Origin of the sequence: Pantoea vagans (assembly GCF_001506165.1) — a bacterium.
GTDB lineage: Bacteria > Pseudomonadota > Gammaproteobacteria > Enterobacterales > Enterobacteriaceae > Pantoea > Pantoea vagans_C.
In genome coordinates this window covers 1,626,877-1,644,266 of sequence record NZ_CP011427.1, presented here as the reverse complement: position 1 = coordinate 1,644,266, position 17,390 = coordinate 1,626,877, and the positions used below count along the sequence as shown (strand labels likewise).

Here is a 17,390-nt window from a genome sequence, read left to right as displayed (position 1 = left end):
ACTGACCCCGAACCGAAACAACCCACTGACCGGAGCCTGTTTAATGGCAACAACCAAAGCAAAGCGTTTCCGCATCGCCGTTGAGGGTGCAACCACCGACGGCCGCGAGATTTCCCGCGAGTGGATTTCGCAGATGGCGAAGAACTACGACCCGACCGTGTACGGTGCGCGCGTCAACATGGAACACATCAAAGGCTATGCTGCCGACAGCCCGTTCCGACGTTATGGCGACGTGACGAAAGTTGAAGTGGAAGAAATCACCGAAGGCGCACTGGCGGGCAAACTCGCCCTGTTCGGCTACATCGACCCGACGCCGGAGCTGATCGACCTGACCAAAGCACGCCAGAAGATTTACACCTCGGTTGAAATCAACACCAAGTTTGCCGACACCGGCGAAGCCTATCTGGTTGGCCTGGCCGTCACCGACGACCCGGCGAGCCTCGGCACCGAGATTCTGAGTTTCAGCGCCACGGCGAAAGCCAACCCGCTGGCGTCGCGCAAGCTGGACAAAGACAACCTGTTTACCGCCGCCGAAGAAACCCTGATTAAGTTTTATGAAGAAGCCGACGCCGCTCCGTCGCTGCTGTCCCGCGTGAAAGATCTGTTTACTCGCAAAGAGAAAACTGACGACGAGCGCTTTAGCGACGTGAGCGCAGCCGTAACGGCCGTGGCTGAGCAGGTGCAGCACAACGGCGAGAGTTACGCGCAGCAGCTGGCGGCGCTGGAAAAATCTTTCACCGCTCGCATCGACACGCTGGAAACCGAACACGGTAAAGACCGCGAAGCGCTTAGTGCGCTGCAGGACACGCTCACCCGTACCGACGGCAACTTTAACCGCCGTCCGCCTGCCACCGGCGGCGACAACAAATCCAGCGTGATGACCGACTGCTGATAAATCCGAACACTGATAAACAGGAAAGCCAATGCGCAAGCAAACCCGCTTCAAATTTAACGCTTATATGTCCCGCGTCGCCGAACTTAACGGCGTTGAAATCGACGACATGAACAAAAAATTCAGCGTCGAGCCGTCCGTCACGCAGAAGCTGATGACCCGTGTGCAGGAGTCGTCCGCGTTTCTGACACGCATCAACATCGTGCCCGTCCCTGAAATGAAGGGTGAAAAAATCGGCGTCGGTGTGTCCGGCTCGATTGCCAGCACCACCGATACCGCAGGCGGCGACGAGCGCGAAACCGCTGACTTTGCATCGCTGGACAGCCAGGGCTATGAGTGCGTGCAGGTGAACTTCGATTTCCACATCCGTTACAACACGCTTGACCTGTGGGCGCGCTACGAAGATTTCCAGACGCGCTTACGCGACGCCATTATTCAGCGTCAGGCGCTTGACCGCATCATGATCGGTTTCAACGGCACGCACCGCGCCAAGACATCAAACCGCGCGGCGAACCCGATGCTGCAGGACGTGGCCGTGGGCTGGCTGCAGAAGTACCGCAACGAAGCGCCGTCCCGCGTGATGAGCAAAATCACCGACGGTGCGGGTGCGGTGATTTCGCCGACCATTCGCATCGGTAAGGGTGGCGACTATGCCAACCTCGACGCGCTGGTGATGGACGCCACTAACAACCTGATCGAGCCGTGGTATCAGGAAGACCCGGAGCTAGTCGTTATCGTTGGTCGTCAGCTGCTTGCCGACAAGTATTTCCCGATCGTCAACCAGACACAGCCGAACACTGAGCAGCTGGCCGCCGATCTCATCGTCAGCCAGAAGCGCATCGGCAACCTGCCCGCCGTGCGCGTGCCGTACTTCCCGGCCAACGCCATGATGATCACCCGCACCGATAACCTGTCGATTTACTGGCAGGAAGGCACGCAGCGCCGCCACATCGAAGAAGTGCCGAAGCGCGACCGCATCGAAAACTACGAGTCAGCCAACGAAGACTACGTGGTGGAAGACTACGCGGCGGGCTGCGTGATCGAGAACATCGAAATCGGTGATTTCACCACGCAGGAAGAAGCCGAAGCACCGGCGGGAGAGTAACGCATGCTGAGTCCCGCCCGCCGTCACCGGATGCGCATTCAGGCCGAAACCGAAACGCAGCGGAATGCGAATCCGCTGCGCCACGCCACCGGCTATGAGCAGATGCTCGTGAAACTCAACGAGGACAAGCGCCGCCTGAAAAAAATCCACTCGGTCGAGCGCAAAGCGGAGCTTAAACGCCAGCTGCTGCCCGACTACCTGCCGTGGATTGCAGGCGTGATGAACAGCGGGCGCGGCGCGCAGGATGCCATCGTGATGACCGTCATGATCTGGCGGCTGGACACCGGCGACGTAAATGGCGCGCTTGAAATCGCCCGCTACGCACTGCAGCACGATCTGGTTCCGCCCGACGGTTTTAAACGTGACAGCCTGCCGTACCTGCTGGCCGAAGAAGTAGCCAGCGCCGCGACGCGTGCCTGGACGGCAAAAGAGGCGATCGATATTGCGCCGCTGCTTGAAACCATCCGGCTGACCGACGCCGAAGACATGCCCGATCAGGTGCGCGCCAAGCTGCACAAAATCGCTGGGTATGCCTATCGCGACGCGGGCGGGACTCTGGAAGCGATGAACCACCTGAAACGCGCGCTGCAGCTGCATGAGGGCTGCGGCGTGAAAAAAGACATAGAGCGGCTGGCTACTGCCATGAAAAAGCAGGCGCAGGCCAGCCGCTGACCGGACGCGACCCCGCGCAGGGCGGCAGGACGGCAACGCACTTTCAGTGTCTGCGTCGTCCTCCACCGCCCACCTATTCTGAGGCCAACTATGAGCACGCTGGTAATTGCAGCACAGCGACCGGCAGAGACTGACGAGCCGCCGGTTAAGAACACCTTTTTCTGGCCTGACATCGACCTGCAGCAGCTGCGCGAATCGCTGCGCTATGAGGGAACCGTCACCGCGCAGCGCCTGCGGCTGGCGGTGAAAACGGCGATTGCCGAAGTGAACGCCGAGCTGTACGAATGGCGCGCCGATCGCATGGCGGCGGGCTTCAAAACGCTGGCTGACGTTCCGGCCGAATCGCTGGACGGCGTAAGCGAGAAAATCACCTACTACCTCGCGGCCGTTGAGGCGATCACCGCCGCCACCATCGCCGAGCGTTATCGCGGCTACGACGCCAGCGGAGCGAATAAGGCCAGCGCCGTTGAGTCCAGTGCCGACGAATACTGGCGCGATGCGCGGTTCAGTATCAGCCGCGTCGGTGAGCGCCCCGGCTGCATCGTGAGCCTGCTGTGACGCGGGTTTACGCGCTGCAGGGCGATACAGTGGATAACCTCTGCTATCGGTATTACGGCCGCACGCAGCAGGTCATGGAATCCGTGCTTGCCGCAAATCCCGGCCTCGCTGATGCCGGAGCGGTGCTTCCGCACGGCTGGCCGGTTGACCTTCCTGAGCTGCCGGAATCATCAACGGGCGAAACCGTGAACCTATGGGACTGACTATGAACATCACAATGGAGCGCATCACCGCCTTTATCACCTACTGCGTAGCGGTGGTGATGGGCTGGCTCGGCAAGTGGGATTTACAGGACGTGGCAACGCTGCTCGGCATGGTGCTCGGCGTCGGCATGTTTCTCGTGAGCTGGTATTACCGCCGCAAAACCTACCAGCTTTTCCTGAGTGGGCGCATCAGCCGGGGGGACTATGAATCTGCAAATCGTTAAGCGCTGCGCGGTCGGCGTGGTGCTAGTCATCGCAGCCACCATACCGGGGTTTCAGCAACTGCACACCTCGATCGAGGGGCTAAAGCTGATTGCCGATTACGAAGGCTGCCGCCTGAGTCCATATAAGTGCGACGCGGACAAATGGACGGACGGCATCGGCAACACGGTCGGCGTCGTGCCGGGTAAAACTATCACCGAGCGACAGGTGGCAGGCACGTTTATTGCCAACGTGCTGCGTACCGAAAAAGCGCTGGCTCGCTGTCTCTTTACGGTCGTGCCGCAAAAGGTATACGACGCCCTAGTGTCGCTTGCCTTCAACGTCGGCACGGGCAATGCCTGCAGCTCAACGATGGTGAAGCTGCTGAATGAGAGCCACTGGCGCGCAGCCTGCTACCAGTTGCCGCGCTGGGTGTACGTGAAAGGCGTGTTTAATCAGGGGCTGGATAACCGCCGCGTGCGGGAGCTGGCATGGTGCCTTGAGGGGGCATGGTGATGCGCATTACCGCAACGCTAATTGCCGTCGTGTTGCTGGCGCTGGCGTTTACCGGCTGGCGCTGGTCGGTTGCCAGTGACGAGCTGGCGGGAGCGCAGCGTATTATCGGCACGCTGTCGGCAGGCATAAAGAGCCGCGACAAAGCGATCAACCGTCTTAACAGTGAAAATCTGCAGGGACAAAAGCGCGAGGCCGCGCTGCGGCTGATGCAGGGACGCGCCAGCGCCGGAGCCTTAACCCGTGAAGCACAGATACAGAGGGAAACCGATGCGAGTCCGATTTTACGTGAGTGGTCTGCTGCTGCTCTGCCTGATGACGTTATCCGGCTGCACAGCCGTCCCGCCTTCGCCAGCGCCAGAGATTATCTGGATTGGTTGTCCGCGCGTAACAAGCTGCCCGGTTCCGGGCAACAGCCTGAAAACAGCGGGCGATTTGGCGGCGGATAACCGCCAACTTGAGGCGGCGCTCGCGTCCTGCGGGCTGCAGATTGAAGTAATCAAAGAGTGCCAGGAACAACACAATGCTGAAACCGCAACAACTGCGCAAGACGCTCACCGACAGCGTGCCGCTACTGCAGCGCAACCCTGACAGCCTTAACGTGTTTATCGACAGCGGGCGCATTGTGTCCACGCTCGCCACCTCGCTGTCGTTTGAATATCAGTACCGGCTGAACATGGTGATCACCGACTACACCGGCAATATCGACCTGTTGATTGTGCCGCTGCTGGAATGGCTGCGGGTGAATGAACCCGACATCATGGCGACGAAAGAGAAGCAGCAGAACGGCTTCACGTTCAAGGCGGACGTGATCAGCGACACGGCGAGCGACATCAGTATTGACCTCCAGCTCACCGAGCGGGTGATTATCCGGCGCGTGGGTGATGAACTTCACGTCGAGCACGTTGGCGAAAATCCGCTGGCGGAGAATGATGCGCGGCCGCTGCAGCTTTTTACGCACGGCCAGCTCATCAGTGAGTGGCAGTCATGAGCGACTTAGAGCTGGTTAATGACCGCCTTAATGCGCTGATCGGCAACCTGTCCGCGCAGTCGCGCAAAGAGATGGCGCGCAACATCGCGAAGAAGCTGCGCGCCAGCCAGCAGCAGAACATTAAGAAACAGCAGTCACCAGATGGCACGCCTTATAAGCCGCGCAAGGAGCAGCCGATACGCGGCAAGAAAGGTCGGGTTAAGCGTGAGATGTTTGCCAAGCTGCGCACGGCGAAATATATGAAGGCACGGGCGACTTCCGATGAGGCTGCGGTCGAGTTTGTTGGACATGTGCAACGCATGGTAAGAGTGCATCAATACGGATTAAGGGACAGGCCCTCTCGCGGAAGTAAAGATATGCAATACATTGCTCGCCCGCTTTTAGGACTATCCAAAACAGATGAAATGATGATCTTTAATACAATACTGTCAGCTCTAGGGGAAATCCGTTAGGCTTATCCCCAAACATTTGCTGACGAGACATCGTAGAAGTAAACTTCCAAGGTATGTCTTTTCCTAGTTAATGCCATCTTATTGGCGCGCCTAATTATTTTTTTATTATCGTTTGAATTAGGATTTCCATATATACCAACATAAAGCTGTCTTATCTTCCCATTTTCAATTGCACCAAGAAAATGCTCATCATTTTCAGCTAAAGAATGTCCATAAATGAACAATGCTCCGGTTATTTCACTGAAGCTTCGATAAGCTTTGGCAAGGTAGTCGTTATGTCTAATCCTTTCAATTTTTTCTTTAGATGTTCCTTCAGAAACAAAGACCGGGAAAAGATCGTTACTCATTGCCTTACGAATTTGCTCAATGAGTCTCACTTTGGTATTGACCCATGTGAATTTTCTTAACTCATAGCCAGCATCAAAAAGATGCAAAGCACCGTGCAGGAAGAAAAGACTCTGTCCGTGAGCATTATTAGGTTCCCAAGTTACATAATCAGCATCATAATTATCGGCAGGTTTTCTAAACCCATCATCGCTTGTTGGACTTTTTCCTTCTTCGCAATGCATGCAAGTCCAATATAGTAGTAAATCATAATTAAGAGTATAAATGCGCTCGAAATTATTTAGAAATCGCCTGCAAGACTGATATTGCAGTTCACTAACTTCTCCGGGATGTGAAGGATGGCTTGTAGCCAGAGTTTCAACAAGTAGCTCTTTAAGAGCTTCAGAATCCTCTAATAACTGGTCAACGATGCTCTGGTCGGCAACATCATATGCTTGAAGTACATCACTCGAATCTCTCAATATTTTAATGATTTTCTCAAAGTCTTCAGTGCCCATTATACTAAAGGCTTTTTTCGCAGAGGGGGAAAGCTTATCAAACCTTGCTTTTTCGAATAGACGCCCATAGATAAATATATCTGGCTTACAAGCTATACTAAAACCGTTTCCCAAAAGAATATGTCTTTTCCTCTGAGCTTCCGATTTCTTTAATGCTTCACTAAAAGTTATTAAATCCATGACAATCATCTCCCTTCAATCATTTAAGGAGCCAAGGCTCCTTAAATGTCTTAGCCTCTGTGTACAATTGATTTGTTCAAAGCGTCAATGACCTGATCGATATACGATACATCTTTGCTTTTTAATGCTTGACTTTCACCAGATGAGCTATTTAAATAAACGCTATATTCAGCCTTCATTTTCCTAAATACAATAATTCCGGCGACCACCAATACAACGCCAAAAATTTTCGAGCCTATTTGGTCAGCACCGAAAGTCATCAATGCACCAATAAAAACCATCAATATTGCTGGGAATTTATTAGCATCTTTTTTTGCACGCTTAACTGATGTTACGCCCTGCATTGCATAAGTGCTTGCCCCGACACGAAATCGTGCGCTAGAGACGCTTACATTGCCATCGTTGAAAAACTCCACTTCTTCCATGATTACCCCACAAGATAAGTAGTATTTGCTCACATACATTAACAAAGCTTTACTTTTAAGTAATCATTAAATATAAGCTCTTTTTACCCTCTGTTTGTCCTGTTAGAGATCAATAAACAGCATCATTTTTGCAAGGCAAGATGATTGAAGCATCATCTTGCCATGAACGAACAACTCTCTGAAATCCTGCGCCTGCTGCGCAACCTTATCCGCATTGGCACCGTCTCCGCCGTAAAACTGGACGACGGGTTATGCCGCGTGGATACGGGAAATAACACAACTGACTGGCTTCACTGGCTGTCTGCCCGTGCGGGTAAAACCCGTTCATGGAATGCCCCGTCGGTCGGCGAGCAGGTGCTCGTTTTATGCCTCGGCGGTGAACTCGATACAGGGTTTGTGCTACCGGGCATCTTCTCTGATAACAACCCCGCCCCATCCGCATCTGCTGAAGCTCTGCACTGGTCATTCCCTGACGGCGCTGTAATTGAATACGAACCGGAAAACGGAGCGCTGAAAGCAACCGGCGTACAGACCGCCACCATTGAGGCAGCGGTGAAAATTCTGCTGAGCACGCCAGAGGTTGAATGCACGGCGCACTTAAAAGCCAAAACATTTGAGTTTTCAGAGGGCGGCAAGATGAGCGGAGACGTCAGCCACAGCGGCGGCAAGTTTGATTCAAATGGCGTTGTGGTTGATGACCACGACCACGGCGGCATAGAGCGCGGCGGCAGCAGAACGGACGGGCCACAATGACAACCGCAAAATATATCGGCATGAACCGGGAGACCGGCGAAGCGCTGACGGACATCGAGCATATTCGCCAGTCAATCCGCGACATTCTGATCACGCCGATTGGCACCCGCATCATGCGCCGCGAATACGGATCGCTGCTTTCAGCGCTGATTGACCAGCCGCAAAACGAGTCACTGCGCCTGCAGATTATGTCGGCCTGCTATGTGGCGTTGCTGCGCTGGGAGCCGCGCGTAAGGCTCACCGCTATCAGCTTTGAGTCGGATTACAACGGCGCGATGGTGGTCGACCTGACGGGCAACCGGGCCGACAGCCTGCAACCCTTTTCCTTAACCATCCCTGTGAGCTGAGAACATGGCAACCATTGACCTGAGCCAGCTTCCTGCACCCGACGTGGTAGAAGTGCTCGATTATGAAACGCTCCTGGCTGAGCGAAAGTCCACGCTGATTTCGCTCTACCCGGAAGACCAGCAGGAGGCCGTCGCCCGCGTGCTGGCGCTGGAGTCCGATCCCATCGTTAAGGTGCTGCAGGAAAACGCCTACCGTGAAGTGATCCTGCGCCAGCGCATCAACGAGGCGGCACGCGCCGTCATGGTGGCTTATGCCGTTGATGACGACTTAGACCAGCTTGGTGCAAATAACGGCGTGACTCGCCTTACCATCACACCGGCAGATGATACCGCCATTCCGCCAGTGGCAGCGGTCATGGAAAGTGACGACGATTTCCGCGTGCGCATTGCGGGTGCATTTGAGGGGCTGAGTGTTGCCGGGCCGTCTGGCGCATATGAGTACCACGCCCGAAGCGCAGACGGGCGCGTGGCAGATGCATCAGCCATCAGCCCGTCACCCGCCGTGGTGACGGTGACCATTCTAGCCCGCGAGGGTAACGGAACGGCGGCGGATGATTTGCTGACCGTCGTCGATACCGCTCTGAATGACGAGAACGTGCGCCCGGTTGCTGATCGGGTAACAGTCCAGTCTGCAGTCATCATCAATTACGAGATTGAAGCCGAGTTGTATCTCTATCCGGGGCCAGAGGCGGAGCCTATTCGCACCGCTTCTGAGGCAAAACTCGTCGCTTACATCGGCACGCAAAAGCGACTCGGGCGCGACATTCGACTGTCCGCACTCTATGCCGCTATGCACGTCGAAGGCGTGCAGCGCGTAAACCTGATTAAGCCGGTTGCCGACGTCGTGCTGGATAAAACGCAGGCGGCATACTGCACCGGCTACACGCTGAGCGTCGGGGGGTCGGATGAGTGATCGCCTGCTTCCCACCGGTTCGTCTCTGCTTGAGGTGGCGGCGGCTGAAGCACTGTCAAATCTGAGTACGATGAATGTCCCGCTGCGCCTGCTCTGGAATCCCTACGCATGCCCGTTAGTCCTGCTGCCTTATCTGGCTTGGGCGTGGTCGGTAGACCGCTGGGATACCGGATGGAATGAGTTCACCAAGCGGTCTGTCGTGGCGGCGGCGCGCGCAGTGCATCAGCGCAAAGGCACCATCGGTGCTATCCGTCGCGTGGTTGAGCCGCTCGGCTATCTGATCCGCGTTATTGAGTGGTGGAAGACCAACGAGACGCCTGGCACATTCCGGCTTGACGTGGGCGTGCTCGATACCGGCATCACCGAGGAAATGTACAACGAGCTGGAGCGGATGATATCGGACGCCAAGCCGTTAAGTCGTCACCTCATTGGCCTGTCCATCAATCTCGATTCGTCCGGGCCTTTTAGCGTTGGCGCAGCCTGTTATCTGGGTGACGAGCTGACAGTTTATCCCTATATCCCTGAAACTATCACCGTGGGCGGCACCGGCTATACAGCCGTTGCGCTACATATCATTGACCTGACGGAAGTGCGCGCATGACGACAAAATATTATGCCCTGCTGACGAACCTTGGCGCATCCAAACTGGCAAACGCCGCCGCGCTAGGTACCAAGCTGCAGATTACACAGATGGCGGTGGGCGACGGTGGCGGCACGCTACCAACACCCAATGCCACACAAACCAAGCTGGTCGGCGAGAAGCGCCGCGCGGCGCTGAATTCGCTGAGTATCGATGCGGCGAACAGCAGCCAGATTATCGCCGAACAGGTGATACCTGAAACGGAGGGCGGCTTCTGGATTCGCGAAATTGGCCTGTTTGATGCTGACGGCGTGCTAATCGCGGTAGCCAACTGCGCCGAGACCTACAAGCCGCAACTGCAGGAGGGCAGCGGGCGCACGCAGACCGTGCGCATGATCCTGATTGTCAGCAGCACCGACGCGGTGACGCTCAAAATCGACCCGTCGATTGTGCTGGCGACTCGCCAGTACGTTGATAACGCGGTGATTGAGGTGAAAGCCTATGCCGATGACCTGATGGCAAAGCATGTTGCTGCAGCCGACCCGCACACGCAGTATGCGCCGAAGGCCAGTCCGACGCTGACTGGAACCCCTAAAGCGCCAACGCCTGCTGTCACAAAAAATGATACGCAGATAGCGACCACTGCGTTTGGACAAGCATTGATGAAGGCGCACAACGATGCGGCTGATCCACATGGGCAGTATTTGCTAGAAAGCCAGCTCAGTAGCGATATCAACAGCACCAGCGAAACGCAGGCAGCTACGCCGAAAGCAGTAAAAGCCGTAAATGATTCTGCGTTTAAAGTAATGGGGAGTATCGCCAGTGGGATTGATACCAATTCTCTGGGGCCATTATCGATGGGTTCATGGTCTATCGGATCATCTACAACCCAGACAAACCCAAACCTCCCGGAAGCAACACAGGGGGTTTTGAATATTTTTCCAGCAGGTCTGTACGGTTGTACTCAGGAATATATTACGCGATACGGGACAATTTATATCCGCACGCTGGGTGCAGCATGGGATGCATCTAAACCTGTCTGGCTTGAGTGGCAGATGGTTGGTTATCAAACTCAGTCGGGATATTTCTCTGGTGACCTCAACACGTTAGTTGCTCCTGGGCGTTATTCCGTAACGACGTCTGCAACGAATATGCCTGCCGCTCTTGTAGGTACTGTTGATGTGATGAAACGAAGCAGCGGAGAGATATTACAGACATTCCGAAGTGTTTCAGTTACGTCGGGAAATTCCGACAGAGAGTGGAAACGTACAGGAAACGGTACCGCAACCGTCTGGACGGCGTGGACAGAAACGGCAACTGTTGAGCTGGTAAAAGGGTGGGGGTTGGGCGTGAACAGCACAACTGCACCTAATTACATTTTCAATCCGGGGCAGTCTGGTAACACCACTTCGACACAATTTGTGAATGCTAAAGCTTCAGACGATCAGGCAACAGCGCATAACCCCGTTAGTGGGGAGGATTTTGCAGGCCTGAACATTCAACGTGAGTTGCGGCCTATCCAGATTGGGGTATCGGGTCGAGGTGCTGCCGCTTCTCTTTGGTTCCGTGGGTACAGCGCAGCTGGTTCTCTTCTTGCTGACTGGAAGCAGGTAACAACAACGATCAATGCCGTGCCGATCGGAGTGCCTTTGCCGTGGCCTGCGGAGACAGCACCGGCTGGCTGGCTGAAATGCAACGGCGCGTCATTCAGTGCGACGACTTACCCGGAGCTGGCGAAGGCTTACCCGTCCCTCAAATTGCCCGATCTTCGTGGCGAGTTCATTCGTGGCTGGGATGACGGACGCGGCGTTGATAGCAGTCGAGAGCTTCTGAGTGCACAGGGCCATGCCCTGCAGCAACACACTCATACTGTGGCGGTTCCGCTGAGAACAACGGATAGCGATCGCGGTAGCCTTGATTCAACCTATAGCGTTGATAATACCCAGACGGTGACAACCAGCGGAGCTTCTGGCAACACTGCCACCGAAACCCGTCCCCGTAACATTGCATTTAACTATATCGTGAGGGCAGCATAATGACCGACGTTAAAGAAGATACATCGACGGAAGTATTGCCCACCGAGCCAGTAATCATCTATACCAGCTTGGATGAAACAGGGCTGGCGAAAGAAACCGGTTTATTGACCGTACACAGTTACGATCCCAACACAGGGGAGTTTACCGGCTCAAGCGAGGAGTATGTTTCAGTTGGTGTAGGTATCCCTGCTAATTCAACCTGCACTGCTCCGCCCGATGCTGAGCAGGGCAAAGCCATGATCTTTAATGGCGGTTGGCAACTGGTTGAAGACCATCGAGGCGAAACGGTATACAGCACCGAAAACGGCACTGCCACGGTAATCAGCCAGGCCGGTGAATATCCAACAGGTACCACGCTACTCAAACCCGCAACCGCGTTTGATACGTGGAACGGTAAAAAATGGGTGACCGATAAAGCCGCGCAGCAGGCGGCTTTAGTGAAGATTGCCGATGCTGAAAAGGCCAGACTCATCGCTGTGGCAAACAGCACGACGCAGGCGTGGCAGACGCAGCTAATGCTCGGCATCATCACCGATGCGGACAAGGCTGCGCTGACTGAGTGGATGACCTACATTCAGGCTCTGCAGGCGTTAGACACGTCTTCCGCTCCTGATATCACGTGGCCTGCTGCGCCAGATGCGGAGGCCGTGTAATGGATTTCTCGCCAGTGTTCCACGCCTGCGCCGCCGTTGCGGTGCAGTGCATCTTCGGTCTGATGCTGGGTGACTGGCTCAGCGGTGCAGTGCTGGGCTGTCTGTGGTTTATCGCCCGCGAGCAGACGCAGGCTGAATATCGCTGGATCGCCGAGTTCGGAAACGGACACCGCGAGAATATGCCTTGGTGGGGAGGGTTTGTCATCAGGGCGTGGGATATGCCGAGCCTGCTGGATATGCTTGTGCCTGTTATCGCCTGCGCACTGGTTTACGTGGCGGTAATGGCTTAGTGTCACCGCCTGACCAGACTGAGATAAGCCCTGCGGGGCTTTTCTTTTGTCCGCGGATCCATGAGCAAACCGCAACCGCATGCACCTGCCTTACTGACCTGACACCCTGAGCACACCTTTAACCAGGAGTGCAACAGATGGCAGATTATCATCACGGTGTCCGCGTCGTCGAAATCAACGACGGCACGCGCACCATCTCCACCGTATCAACCGCGATTGTCGGCATGGTCTGCACCGCCGAAGATGCGGACGCGGCAACGTTCCCGCTGAACACGCCGGTACTTATCATCAACGTGCAGGGTGCAGTCGGCAAAGCTGGCGTGAAAGGCACGCTCGCATCATCCCTGCAGGCAATCGCTGACCAGTCGAAACCCGTCACCGTCGTAGTGCGCGTGTCGGAAGGCGCTGACGATGCCGAAACCATTTCAAATATCATCGGAGGGACCGACGCTAACGGGCAGTACACCGGCATGAAAGCGCTGCTCGCGGCGCAGACTCAGCTCGATGTGAAACCCCGCATTCTCGGCGTGCCCGGTCTCGACTCGCTGGAAGTGGCAACCTCGCTTGCGAGCATTGCGCAGCAGTTGCGCGCCTTCGCCTATGTATCGGCGTGGGAGTGCAAGACCATTTCTGAAGCCCGCCTGTATCGTCAGAACTTCAGCCAGCGTGAGCTGATGGTGATCTGGCCTGACTTCCTCGCGTGGAACACCACCACCAATGCGTCCGATACCGCTTACGCCACCGCGCGTGCGCTGGGCCTGCGCGCCAAAATCGACAACGACACTGGCTGGCATAAAACCCTGTCGAACGTTGGCGTAAACGGTGTCACCGGCATTTCGGCTTCAGTGTTCTGGGATTTGCAGCAGGTTGGCACCGACGCAGACCTGCTCAACGAGGCGGACGTTACCACGCTTATCCGCAAGGACGGTTTCCGCTTCTGGGGCAACCGCACCTGCAGTGATGATCCGTTGTTCCAGTTTGAGAACTACACCCGCACCGCACAGGTACTGGCCGACACGATGGCGGAAGCCCACATGTGGGCGAACGATAAGCCGCTGACGCCGGTACTGGTCAAAGAAATTATCGCGGGTATCAACGCGAAGTTTCGCGAGCTGTGCAGCGCGGGTTATCTGCTGGGCGCAACAGCCTGGTATGACGAAAGCGCCAACGATAAAGACAGCCTGAAGGCGGGCAAACTCTTTATCGATTACGACTACACGCCGGTTCCACCGCTGGAAGATTTGACGTTACGCCAGCGCATTACCGACAGCTATCTGGCGAACTTCGCCGCATCCGTAAACAGCTAAGGAGCCGGATAAATGGCAATGCCACGCAAACTAAAGGCGATGAACCTTTTCAACGACGCTAACAGCTATCAGGGCGTGGTGACAGCCGTCACCCTGCCGAAGCTGTCTCGCAAGCTTGACCCGTTCCGTGCGGGCGGTATGAGCGGCGCGGCGCATATCGACAACGGTCTGGAAGATGACGCGCTCGATATTGAGTGGAGTATCGGCGGCATGGATGAGCTGGTGCTCTCGCAGTGGGGCGCATCAGACATCCCGCTGCGCTTCACCGGCTCTTATCAGCGTGACGATACCGGCGAAGAGATTGCGGTAGAGGTGGAGGTGCGCGGTAAGCACCAGACTTTCGACTTTGGCGAATCAAAGCCGAGTGAGGACACCGAAGTCAAAATCACCAGTAAGAATACGTACTACAAGCTGACGTTTAACGGCAAAGCACTGATCGAAATCGACACCGTGAACATGGTCGAAATTGTCGATGGTGTTGATCGCCTGGCAGAACGCCGCAAAAACATCGGCCTCGTATAAACCAGACGCCAGCGCCGACCGGCGCTGGTTGTCCCCTGACTACAGTGAACAGAGATGAGCAACTATGGAACTGAATGAAAATATTGTTGTGCTGGAATTTCCGATCAAGCGTGGCGAAACCGAGATTAAGCAGGTTGAGCTGATGAAGCCTAACGCGGGTTCACTGCGCGGCGTGCGCCTGTCCGATATTGCCGGTTCTGACGTGGACTCGCTTATCGTCGTACTGCCTCGCATCACCATGCCGTCGCTGACCAAAGCGGAGTGCAACAGCCTCGATCCGGTTGACCTGATTGCGCTGGCGGGCAAGGTGATTGGTTTTTTATCCTCGAAGTCGGACGAATAGAGTGGCCCAAAGGCCTGACGGTTAATGACCTGATGGCTGATATCGCCGCCATCTTTCACTGGCCCCCTTCTGAGATGTACGACATGCCGCTGGTCGAGTTGATTAGCTGGCGGCATAAAGCCTTAATCCGTAGCGGAGTAGACCCCGATGAGCAATAACCTCAAAGTGCAGGTGCTGCTGAACGCGGTAGACAAAGCGACGCGCCCGTTTAAAACCGTCGAAAAAGCCACGAAAGGGCTGACCGCTGAAATCCGCCAGACGCAGACCAGCATCAAAGAGCTGGATGCGCAGTCGGCAAAAATTGACGGTTTCCGCAAGACGAGTGCGCAGCTCGCCGTCACCAGCCAGAAACTGAAAGAGGCCAAAGCCGAAGCTGAATCGCTGGCGGTGGCCTTCAAAAACACTGAGCGACCCACCACGCAGCAGGCCCGCGCACTGGAGAAGGCGCGGCAGGCTGCATCTGAACTACAGACCAAATCCAACGCACTGCGCCTGTCAGTGCAGCAGCAGCGCGAGGCGCTGACCCAGGCGGGTATTTCAACTCGCAGCCTTAGCACTGAGCAGCAGCGGCTTAAATCTGCCTCGGCAATGGCAACCGTCAATCTGAGTCGCCAAAAGCAGGAGCTGCAGCGCCTGAATATGCAGCAGGAACGGCTCAACCAGACCAGTGAGCGTTACCGTCGCGGGCAGGAGTTGTCGGCTAAGGTGCGTAACGCAGGTGCTGCCGGTATCGGTACTGCGACTGTTGGCGCGATGGCAGCGAGAACGTTACTGACGCCCGGATTTGATTTTGCTCAGAAAAACTCAGAACTGCAGGCGGTGCTAGGGCTGGCAAAAGACTCGGCGGAAATGACCGCACTGCGTTTGCAGGCTCGTCAGTTGGGTGACACCACTGCAGCGTCTTCAGACGATGCTGCAGGCGCGCAAATCATCATCGCCAAAAGTGGTGGAGATGCTGCGGCTATTCAGGCGGCTACCCCAGTAACACTTAACATGGCGCTGGCAAATAAGCGCACCATGGAAGAAAACGCCGGGCTACTGATGGGAATGAAGTCAGCGTTTGAGTTATCAAATGACAAGGTCGCACATATTGGCGACGTCCTTTCGATGACTATGAATAAAACTGCTGCAGATTTTGACGGGATGAGTGATGCGCTGACCTACGCCGCGCCGGTTGCTAAAAATGCTGGAGTAAGCATTGAAGAAACTGCCGCCATGGTTGGTGCGCTGCATGATGCCAAAATTACCGGCTCAATGGCTGGTACGGGTAGCCGTGCGGTGCTAAGTCGACTGCAGGCACCAACTGGCCAGGCTTACAAAGCCATCACCGAGCTGGGAATAAAAACTTCTGACAGCAAAGGTAATACCCGCCCGATCTTTGCCATCCTGAAGGAAATGCAGGCGAGTTTTGACCGCAATAAACTCGGCACCGGGCAGCGCGCCGAGTATATGAAAGCTATCTTCGGTGAAGAGGCCAGTTCATCGGCGGCGGTTCTTATGTCTGCCGCTTATTCAGGTAAGCTTGACCGACTTACAGCAACGTTTAAAGCATCTGATGGAAAGACCGCTGAATTGGTTGAAGTTATGCAGGACAATCTCGGCGGTGACCTGAAAGAGCTGCAGTCGGCCTATGAGGCTATCGGCACCGATCTCTTTGACCAGCAGGATAGCGGGTTAAGGAAACTGACTCAGGGTACAGCGGCCTTTCTACTAACTATCGATAACTGGATTAAAGCTAACCCTGCATTGGCGAGCGGGATGGGCAAAATTGCAGCCGCAGGTCTAATTATCATTGGCGTATTAGGTGCTGTCGGTTTGGTTGCATGGCCCGTCATTGCTGGCGTTAACGCGATGATTGCCGGGGCGGGCCTGCTTGGCTCTGCGTTCAGCATCGCAAGTGGCGCGATTGCTACGGCGCTGGGTGCTATAACACTGCCAGTCGTCGCCGTGGCGGCGTCAATTGTCGCGGGTGCGCTACTGGTACGGAAATATTGGGAGCCAATCAGCGCCTTTATTAGCGGTTTCGCTGAGGGGTTTACCGCTGCGATGGGGCCAATAGGAAGCGCGTTTGGTTCGCTCACGCCAATCTTTTCCGCAGTGGGTGACAAAATCAAAGAGTTGTGGGACTGGTTTGGCAAACTGCTAGGGCCGGTCAAGTCAACGCAGACTGAGTTGGCTGCTGCCGGTGACATGGGCAAGAAGTTTGGCAACATGCTTGCTGAAGCGCTGAAAATACCGGGGCAGGCACTGGACCAGTTGCGAAGCGGCATAGATTGGGTGCTGGAAAAGCTAGGCATCATCGATACCAAATCGGATGGTCTCAAAGACAAGGTTCCGTCCCCTGATCCCATAGCGACGGGTGGTGCTGGCGTGGACACTGGCGGTCTGCAATACAGCCTTGCAACAGGTGGCGCACCTTATCGGCCTGTTACAGCGCCATCAACGGGCGGCGGTATTGTTGACCGCAGTCAGAATACCTACCAGTACGAAATCAACATGCATGAGGGGATGACCAAAGACGATGCGCTGGCATTGATGGCACAGCATCAGGCGAGAGAGCAGCGTAACCGGCAGGCACAAAACCGCAGCAAAATGGGTTGGGAGGATTAACC

Annotated in this window: 24 protein-coding genes and 1 pseudogene; 23 read left to right on the top strand and 2 right to left on the bottom strand. The window is 55.5% G+C overall.

The window, feature by feature from the left end; translation table 11 throughout:
• Nucleotides 1-43: 43 nt before the first annotated feature.
• From LK04_RS07640 to LK04_RS07595, 11 genes and pseudogenes are all read left to right on the top strand, one after another.
• On the top strand, nt 44-892 hold the full coding sequence (locus tag LK04_RS07640) for a GPO family capsid scaffolding protein (protein WP_039335372.1): 849 nt from the start codon (nt 44-46) through the stop codon (nt 890-892).
• A 31-nt stretch (nt 893-923) separates the two neighbouring features.
• Complete coding sequence (locus LK04_RS07635) at nt 924-1,997, top strand: phage major capsid protein, P2 family (RefSeq protein WP_039335371.1); 1,074 nt, start codon at nt 924-926, stop codon at nt 1,995-1,997.
• A gap of 3 nt (nt 1,998-2,000) precedes the next feature.
• Nucleotides 2,001-2,669, top strand: coding sequence for a terminase endonuclease subunit (locus tag LK04_RS07630; RefSeq protein ID WP_039335370.1), 669 nt, complete (start codon nt 2,001-2,003; stop codon nt 2,667-2,669).
• 90 nt (nt 2,670-2,759) lie between these two features.
• Entirely contained in the window at nt 2,760-3,227 is a 468-nt protein-coding gene (locus LK04_RS07625; protein WP_039335369.1) for a head completion/stabilization protein, read from the top strand.
• Nucleotides 3,224-3,430 (top strand): tail protein X, encoded by a 207-nt coding sequence (locus tag LK04_RS07620; protein WP_039335368.1) that lies wholly within the window; start codon nt 3,224-3,226, stop codon nt 3,428-3,430. The genes LK04_RS07625 and LK04_RS07620 overlap by 4 nt, the downstream gene beginning before the upstream one ends.
• Before the next feature lie 8 nt (nt 3,431-3,438).
• Entirely contained in the window at nt 3,439-3,654 is a 216-nt protein-coding gene (locus LK04_RS07615) for an HP1 family phage holin (protein ID WP_039335507.1), read from the top strand.
• A complete protein-coding gene (locus tag LK04_RS07610; protein ID WP_039335366.1) occupies nt 3,635-4,147 on the top strand; it encodes a lysozyme in 513 nt (170 codons plus the stop codon). The genes LK04_RS07615 and LK04_RS07610 overlap by 20 nt, the downstream gene beginning before the upstream one ends.
• Nucleotides 4,141-4,491 (top strand): annotated as a pseudogene (locus LK04_RS07605) (LysB family phage lysis regulatory protein); the annotation flags it as partial. The gene LK04_RS07610 and the pseudogene LK04_RS07605, both read left to right, overlap by 7 nt.
• Nucleotides 4,415-4,735: an Rz1-like lysis system protein LysC gene (lysC, locus tag LK04_RS20860; RefSeq protein WP_231568898.1), complete on the top strand. Its 321-nt coding sequence runs from the start codon at nt 4,415-4,417 to the stop codon at nt 4,733-4,735. The pseudogene LK04_RS07605 and the gene lysC, both read left to right, overlap by 77 nt.
• Nucleotides 4,668-5,135, top strand: coding sequence for a phage tail protein (locus LK04_RS07600; protein WP_039335365.1), 468 nt, complete (start codon nt 4,668-4,670; stop codon nt 5,133-5,135). The genes lysC and LK04_RS07600 overlap by 68 nt, the downstream gene beginning before the upstream one ends.
• Nucleotides 5,132-5,587, top strand: a complete 456-nt coding sequence (locus tag LK04_RS07595) for a phage virion morphogenesis protein (protein ID WP_039335363.1) — start codon at nt 5,132-5,134, stop codon at nt 5,585-5,587. Before LK04_RS07600 ends, LK04_RS07595 begins: the two co-directional genes overlap by 4 nt.
• A 2-nt stretch (nt 5,588-5,589) precedes the next feature.
• Here LK04_RS07595 and LK04_RS07590 read toward each other — a convergent pair whose 3' ends face one another.
• The gene (locus LK04_RS07590) at nt 5,590-6,609 is read right to left on the bottom strand and encodes a DUF4917 family protein (RefSeq protein ID WP_039335503.1); all 1,020 of its coding nucleotides are present in this window, start codon (nt 6,607-6,609) and stop codon (nt 5,590-5,592) included.
• 50 nt (nt 6,610-6,659) lie between these two features.
• Complete coding sequence (locus tag LK04_RS07585; RefSeq protein ID WP_039335362.1) at nt 6,660-7,034, bottom strand: DUF6232 family protein; 375 nt, start codon at nt 7,032-7,034, stop codon at nt 6,660-6,662.
• A 162-nt stretch (nt 7,035-7,196) separates the two neighbouring features.
• Between LK04_RS07585 and LK04_RS07580 the strand changes: the two genes are divergently transcribed.
• The 12 genes from LK04_RS07580 (at nt 7,197) to LK04_RS07530 (ending at nt 17,388) form a co-directional block, all read left to right on the top strand.
• A complete protein-coding gene (locus LK04_RS07580) occupies nt 7,197-7,787 on the top strand; it encodes a phage baseplate assembly protein V (protein WP_039335361.1) in 591 nt (196 codons plus the stop codon).
• Nucleotides 7,784-8,134 carry a GPW/gp25 family protein gene (locus tag LK04_RS07575; RefSeq protein WP_039335360.1) on the top strand — a complete coding sequence of 117 codons (351 nt, stop codon included), beginning with the start codon at nt 7,784-7,786 and terminating at the stop codon, nt 8,132-8,134. The genes LK04_RS07580 and LK04_RS07575 overlap by 4 nt, the downstream gene beginning before the upstream one ends.
• 4 nt (nt 8,135-8,138) lie before the next feature.
• Nucleotides 8,139-9,047, top strand: a complete 909-nt coding sequence (locus LK04_RS07570) for a baseplate assembly protein (RefSeq protein ID WP_039335359.1) — start codon at nt 8,139-8,141, stop codon at nt 9,045-9,047.
• Entirely contained in the window at nt 9,040-9,648 is a 609-nt protein-coding gene (locus LK04_RS07565) for a phage tail protein I (RefSeq protein ID WP_039335358.1), read from the top strand. Before LK04_RS07570 ends, LK04_RS07565 begins: the two co-directional genes overlap by 8 nt.
• On the top strand, nt 9,645-11,663 hold the full coding sequence (locus LK04_RS20855; RefSeq protein ID WP_081998139.1) for a phage tail protein: 2,019 nt from the start codon (nt 9,645-9,647) through the stop codon (nt 11,661-11,663). The genes LK04_RS07565 and LK04_RS20855 overlap by 4 nt, the downstream gene beginning before the upstream one ends.
• Nucleotides 11,663-12,316 (top strand): tail fiber assembly protein, encoded by a 654-nt coding sequence (locus LK04_RS07555; RefSeq protein WP_081998138.1) that lies wholly within the window; start codon nt 11,663-11,665, stop codon nt 12,314-12,316. Before LK04_RS20855 ends, LK04_RS07555 begins: the two co-directional genes overlap by 1 nt.
• A complete protein-coding gene (locus LK04_RS07550; RefSeq protein WP_039335357.1) occupies nt 12,316-12,606 on the top strand; it encodes a hypothetical protein in 291 nt (96 codons plus the stop codon). The genes LK04_RS07555 and LK04_RS07550 overlap by 1 nt, the downstream gene beginning before the upstream one ends.
• Nucleotides 12,607-12,743: 137 nt before the next feature.
• Nucleotides 12,744-13,913, top strand: a complete 1,170-nt coding sequence (locus LK04_RS07545; RefSeq protein ID WP_039335356.1) for a phage tail sheath protein — start codon at nt 12,744-12,746, stop codon at nt 13,911-13,913.
• Between the two features lie 12 nt (nt 13,914-13,925).
• Nucleotides 13,926-14,435: a phage major tail tube protein gene (locus tag LK04_RS07540; protein ID WP_039335355.1), complete on the top strand. Its 510-nt coding sequence runs from the start codon at nt 13,926-13,928 to the stop codon at nt 14,433-14,435.
• Nucleotides 14,436-14,499: 64 nt separating this feature from the next.
• A complete protein-coding gene (locus tag LK04_RS07535; protein ID WP_039335354.1) occupies nt 14,500-14,778 on the top strand; it encodes a phage tail assembly protein in 279 nt (92 codons plus the stop codon).
• Between the two features lie 32 nt (nt 14,779-14,810).
• Nucleotides 14,811-14,936, top strand: a complete 126-nt coding sequence (locus LK04_RS20045) for a GpE family phage tail protein (RefSeq protein ID WP_071885736.1) — start codon at nt 14,811-14,813, stop codon at nt 14,934-14,936.
• The gene (locus LK04_RS07530; protein WP_039335353.1) at nt 14,926-17,388 is read left to right on the top strand and encodes a phage tail tape measure protein; all 2,463 of its coding nucleotides are present in this window, start codon (nt 14,926-14,928) and stop codon (nt 17,386-17,388) included. The genes LK04_RS20045 and LK04_RS07530 overlap by 11 nt, the downstream gene beginning before the upstream one ends.
• Nucleotides 17,389-17,390: the final 2 nt, after the last annotated feature.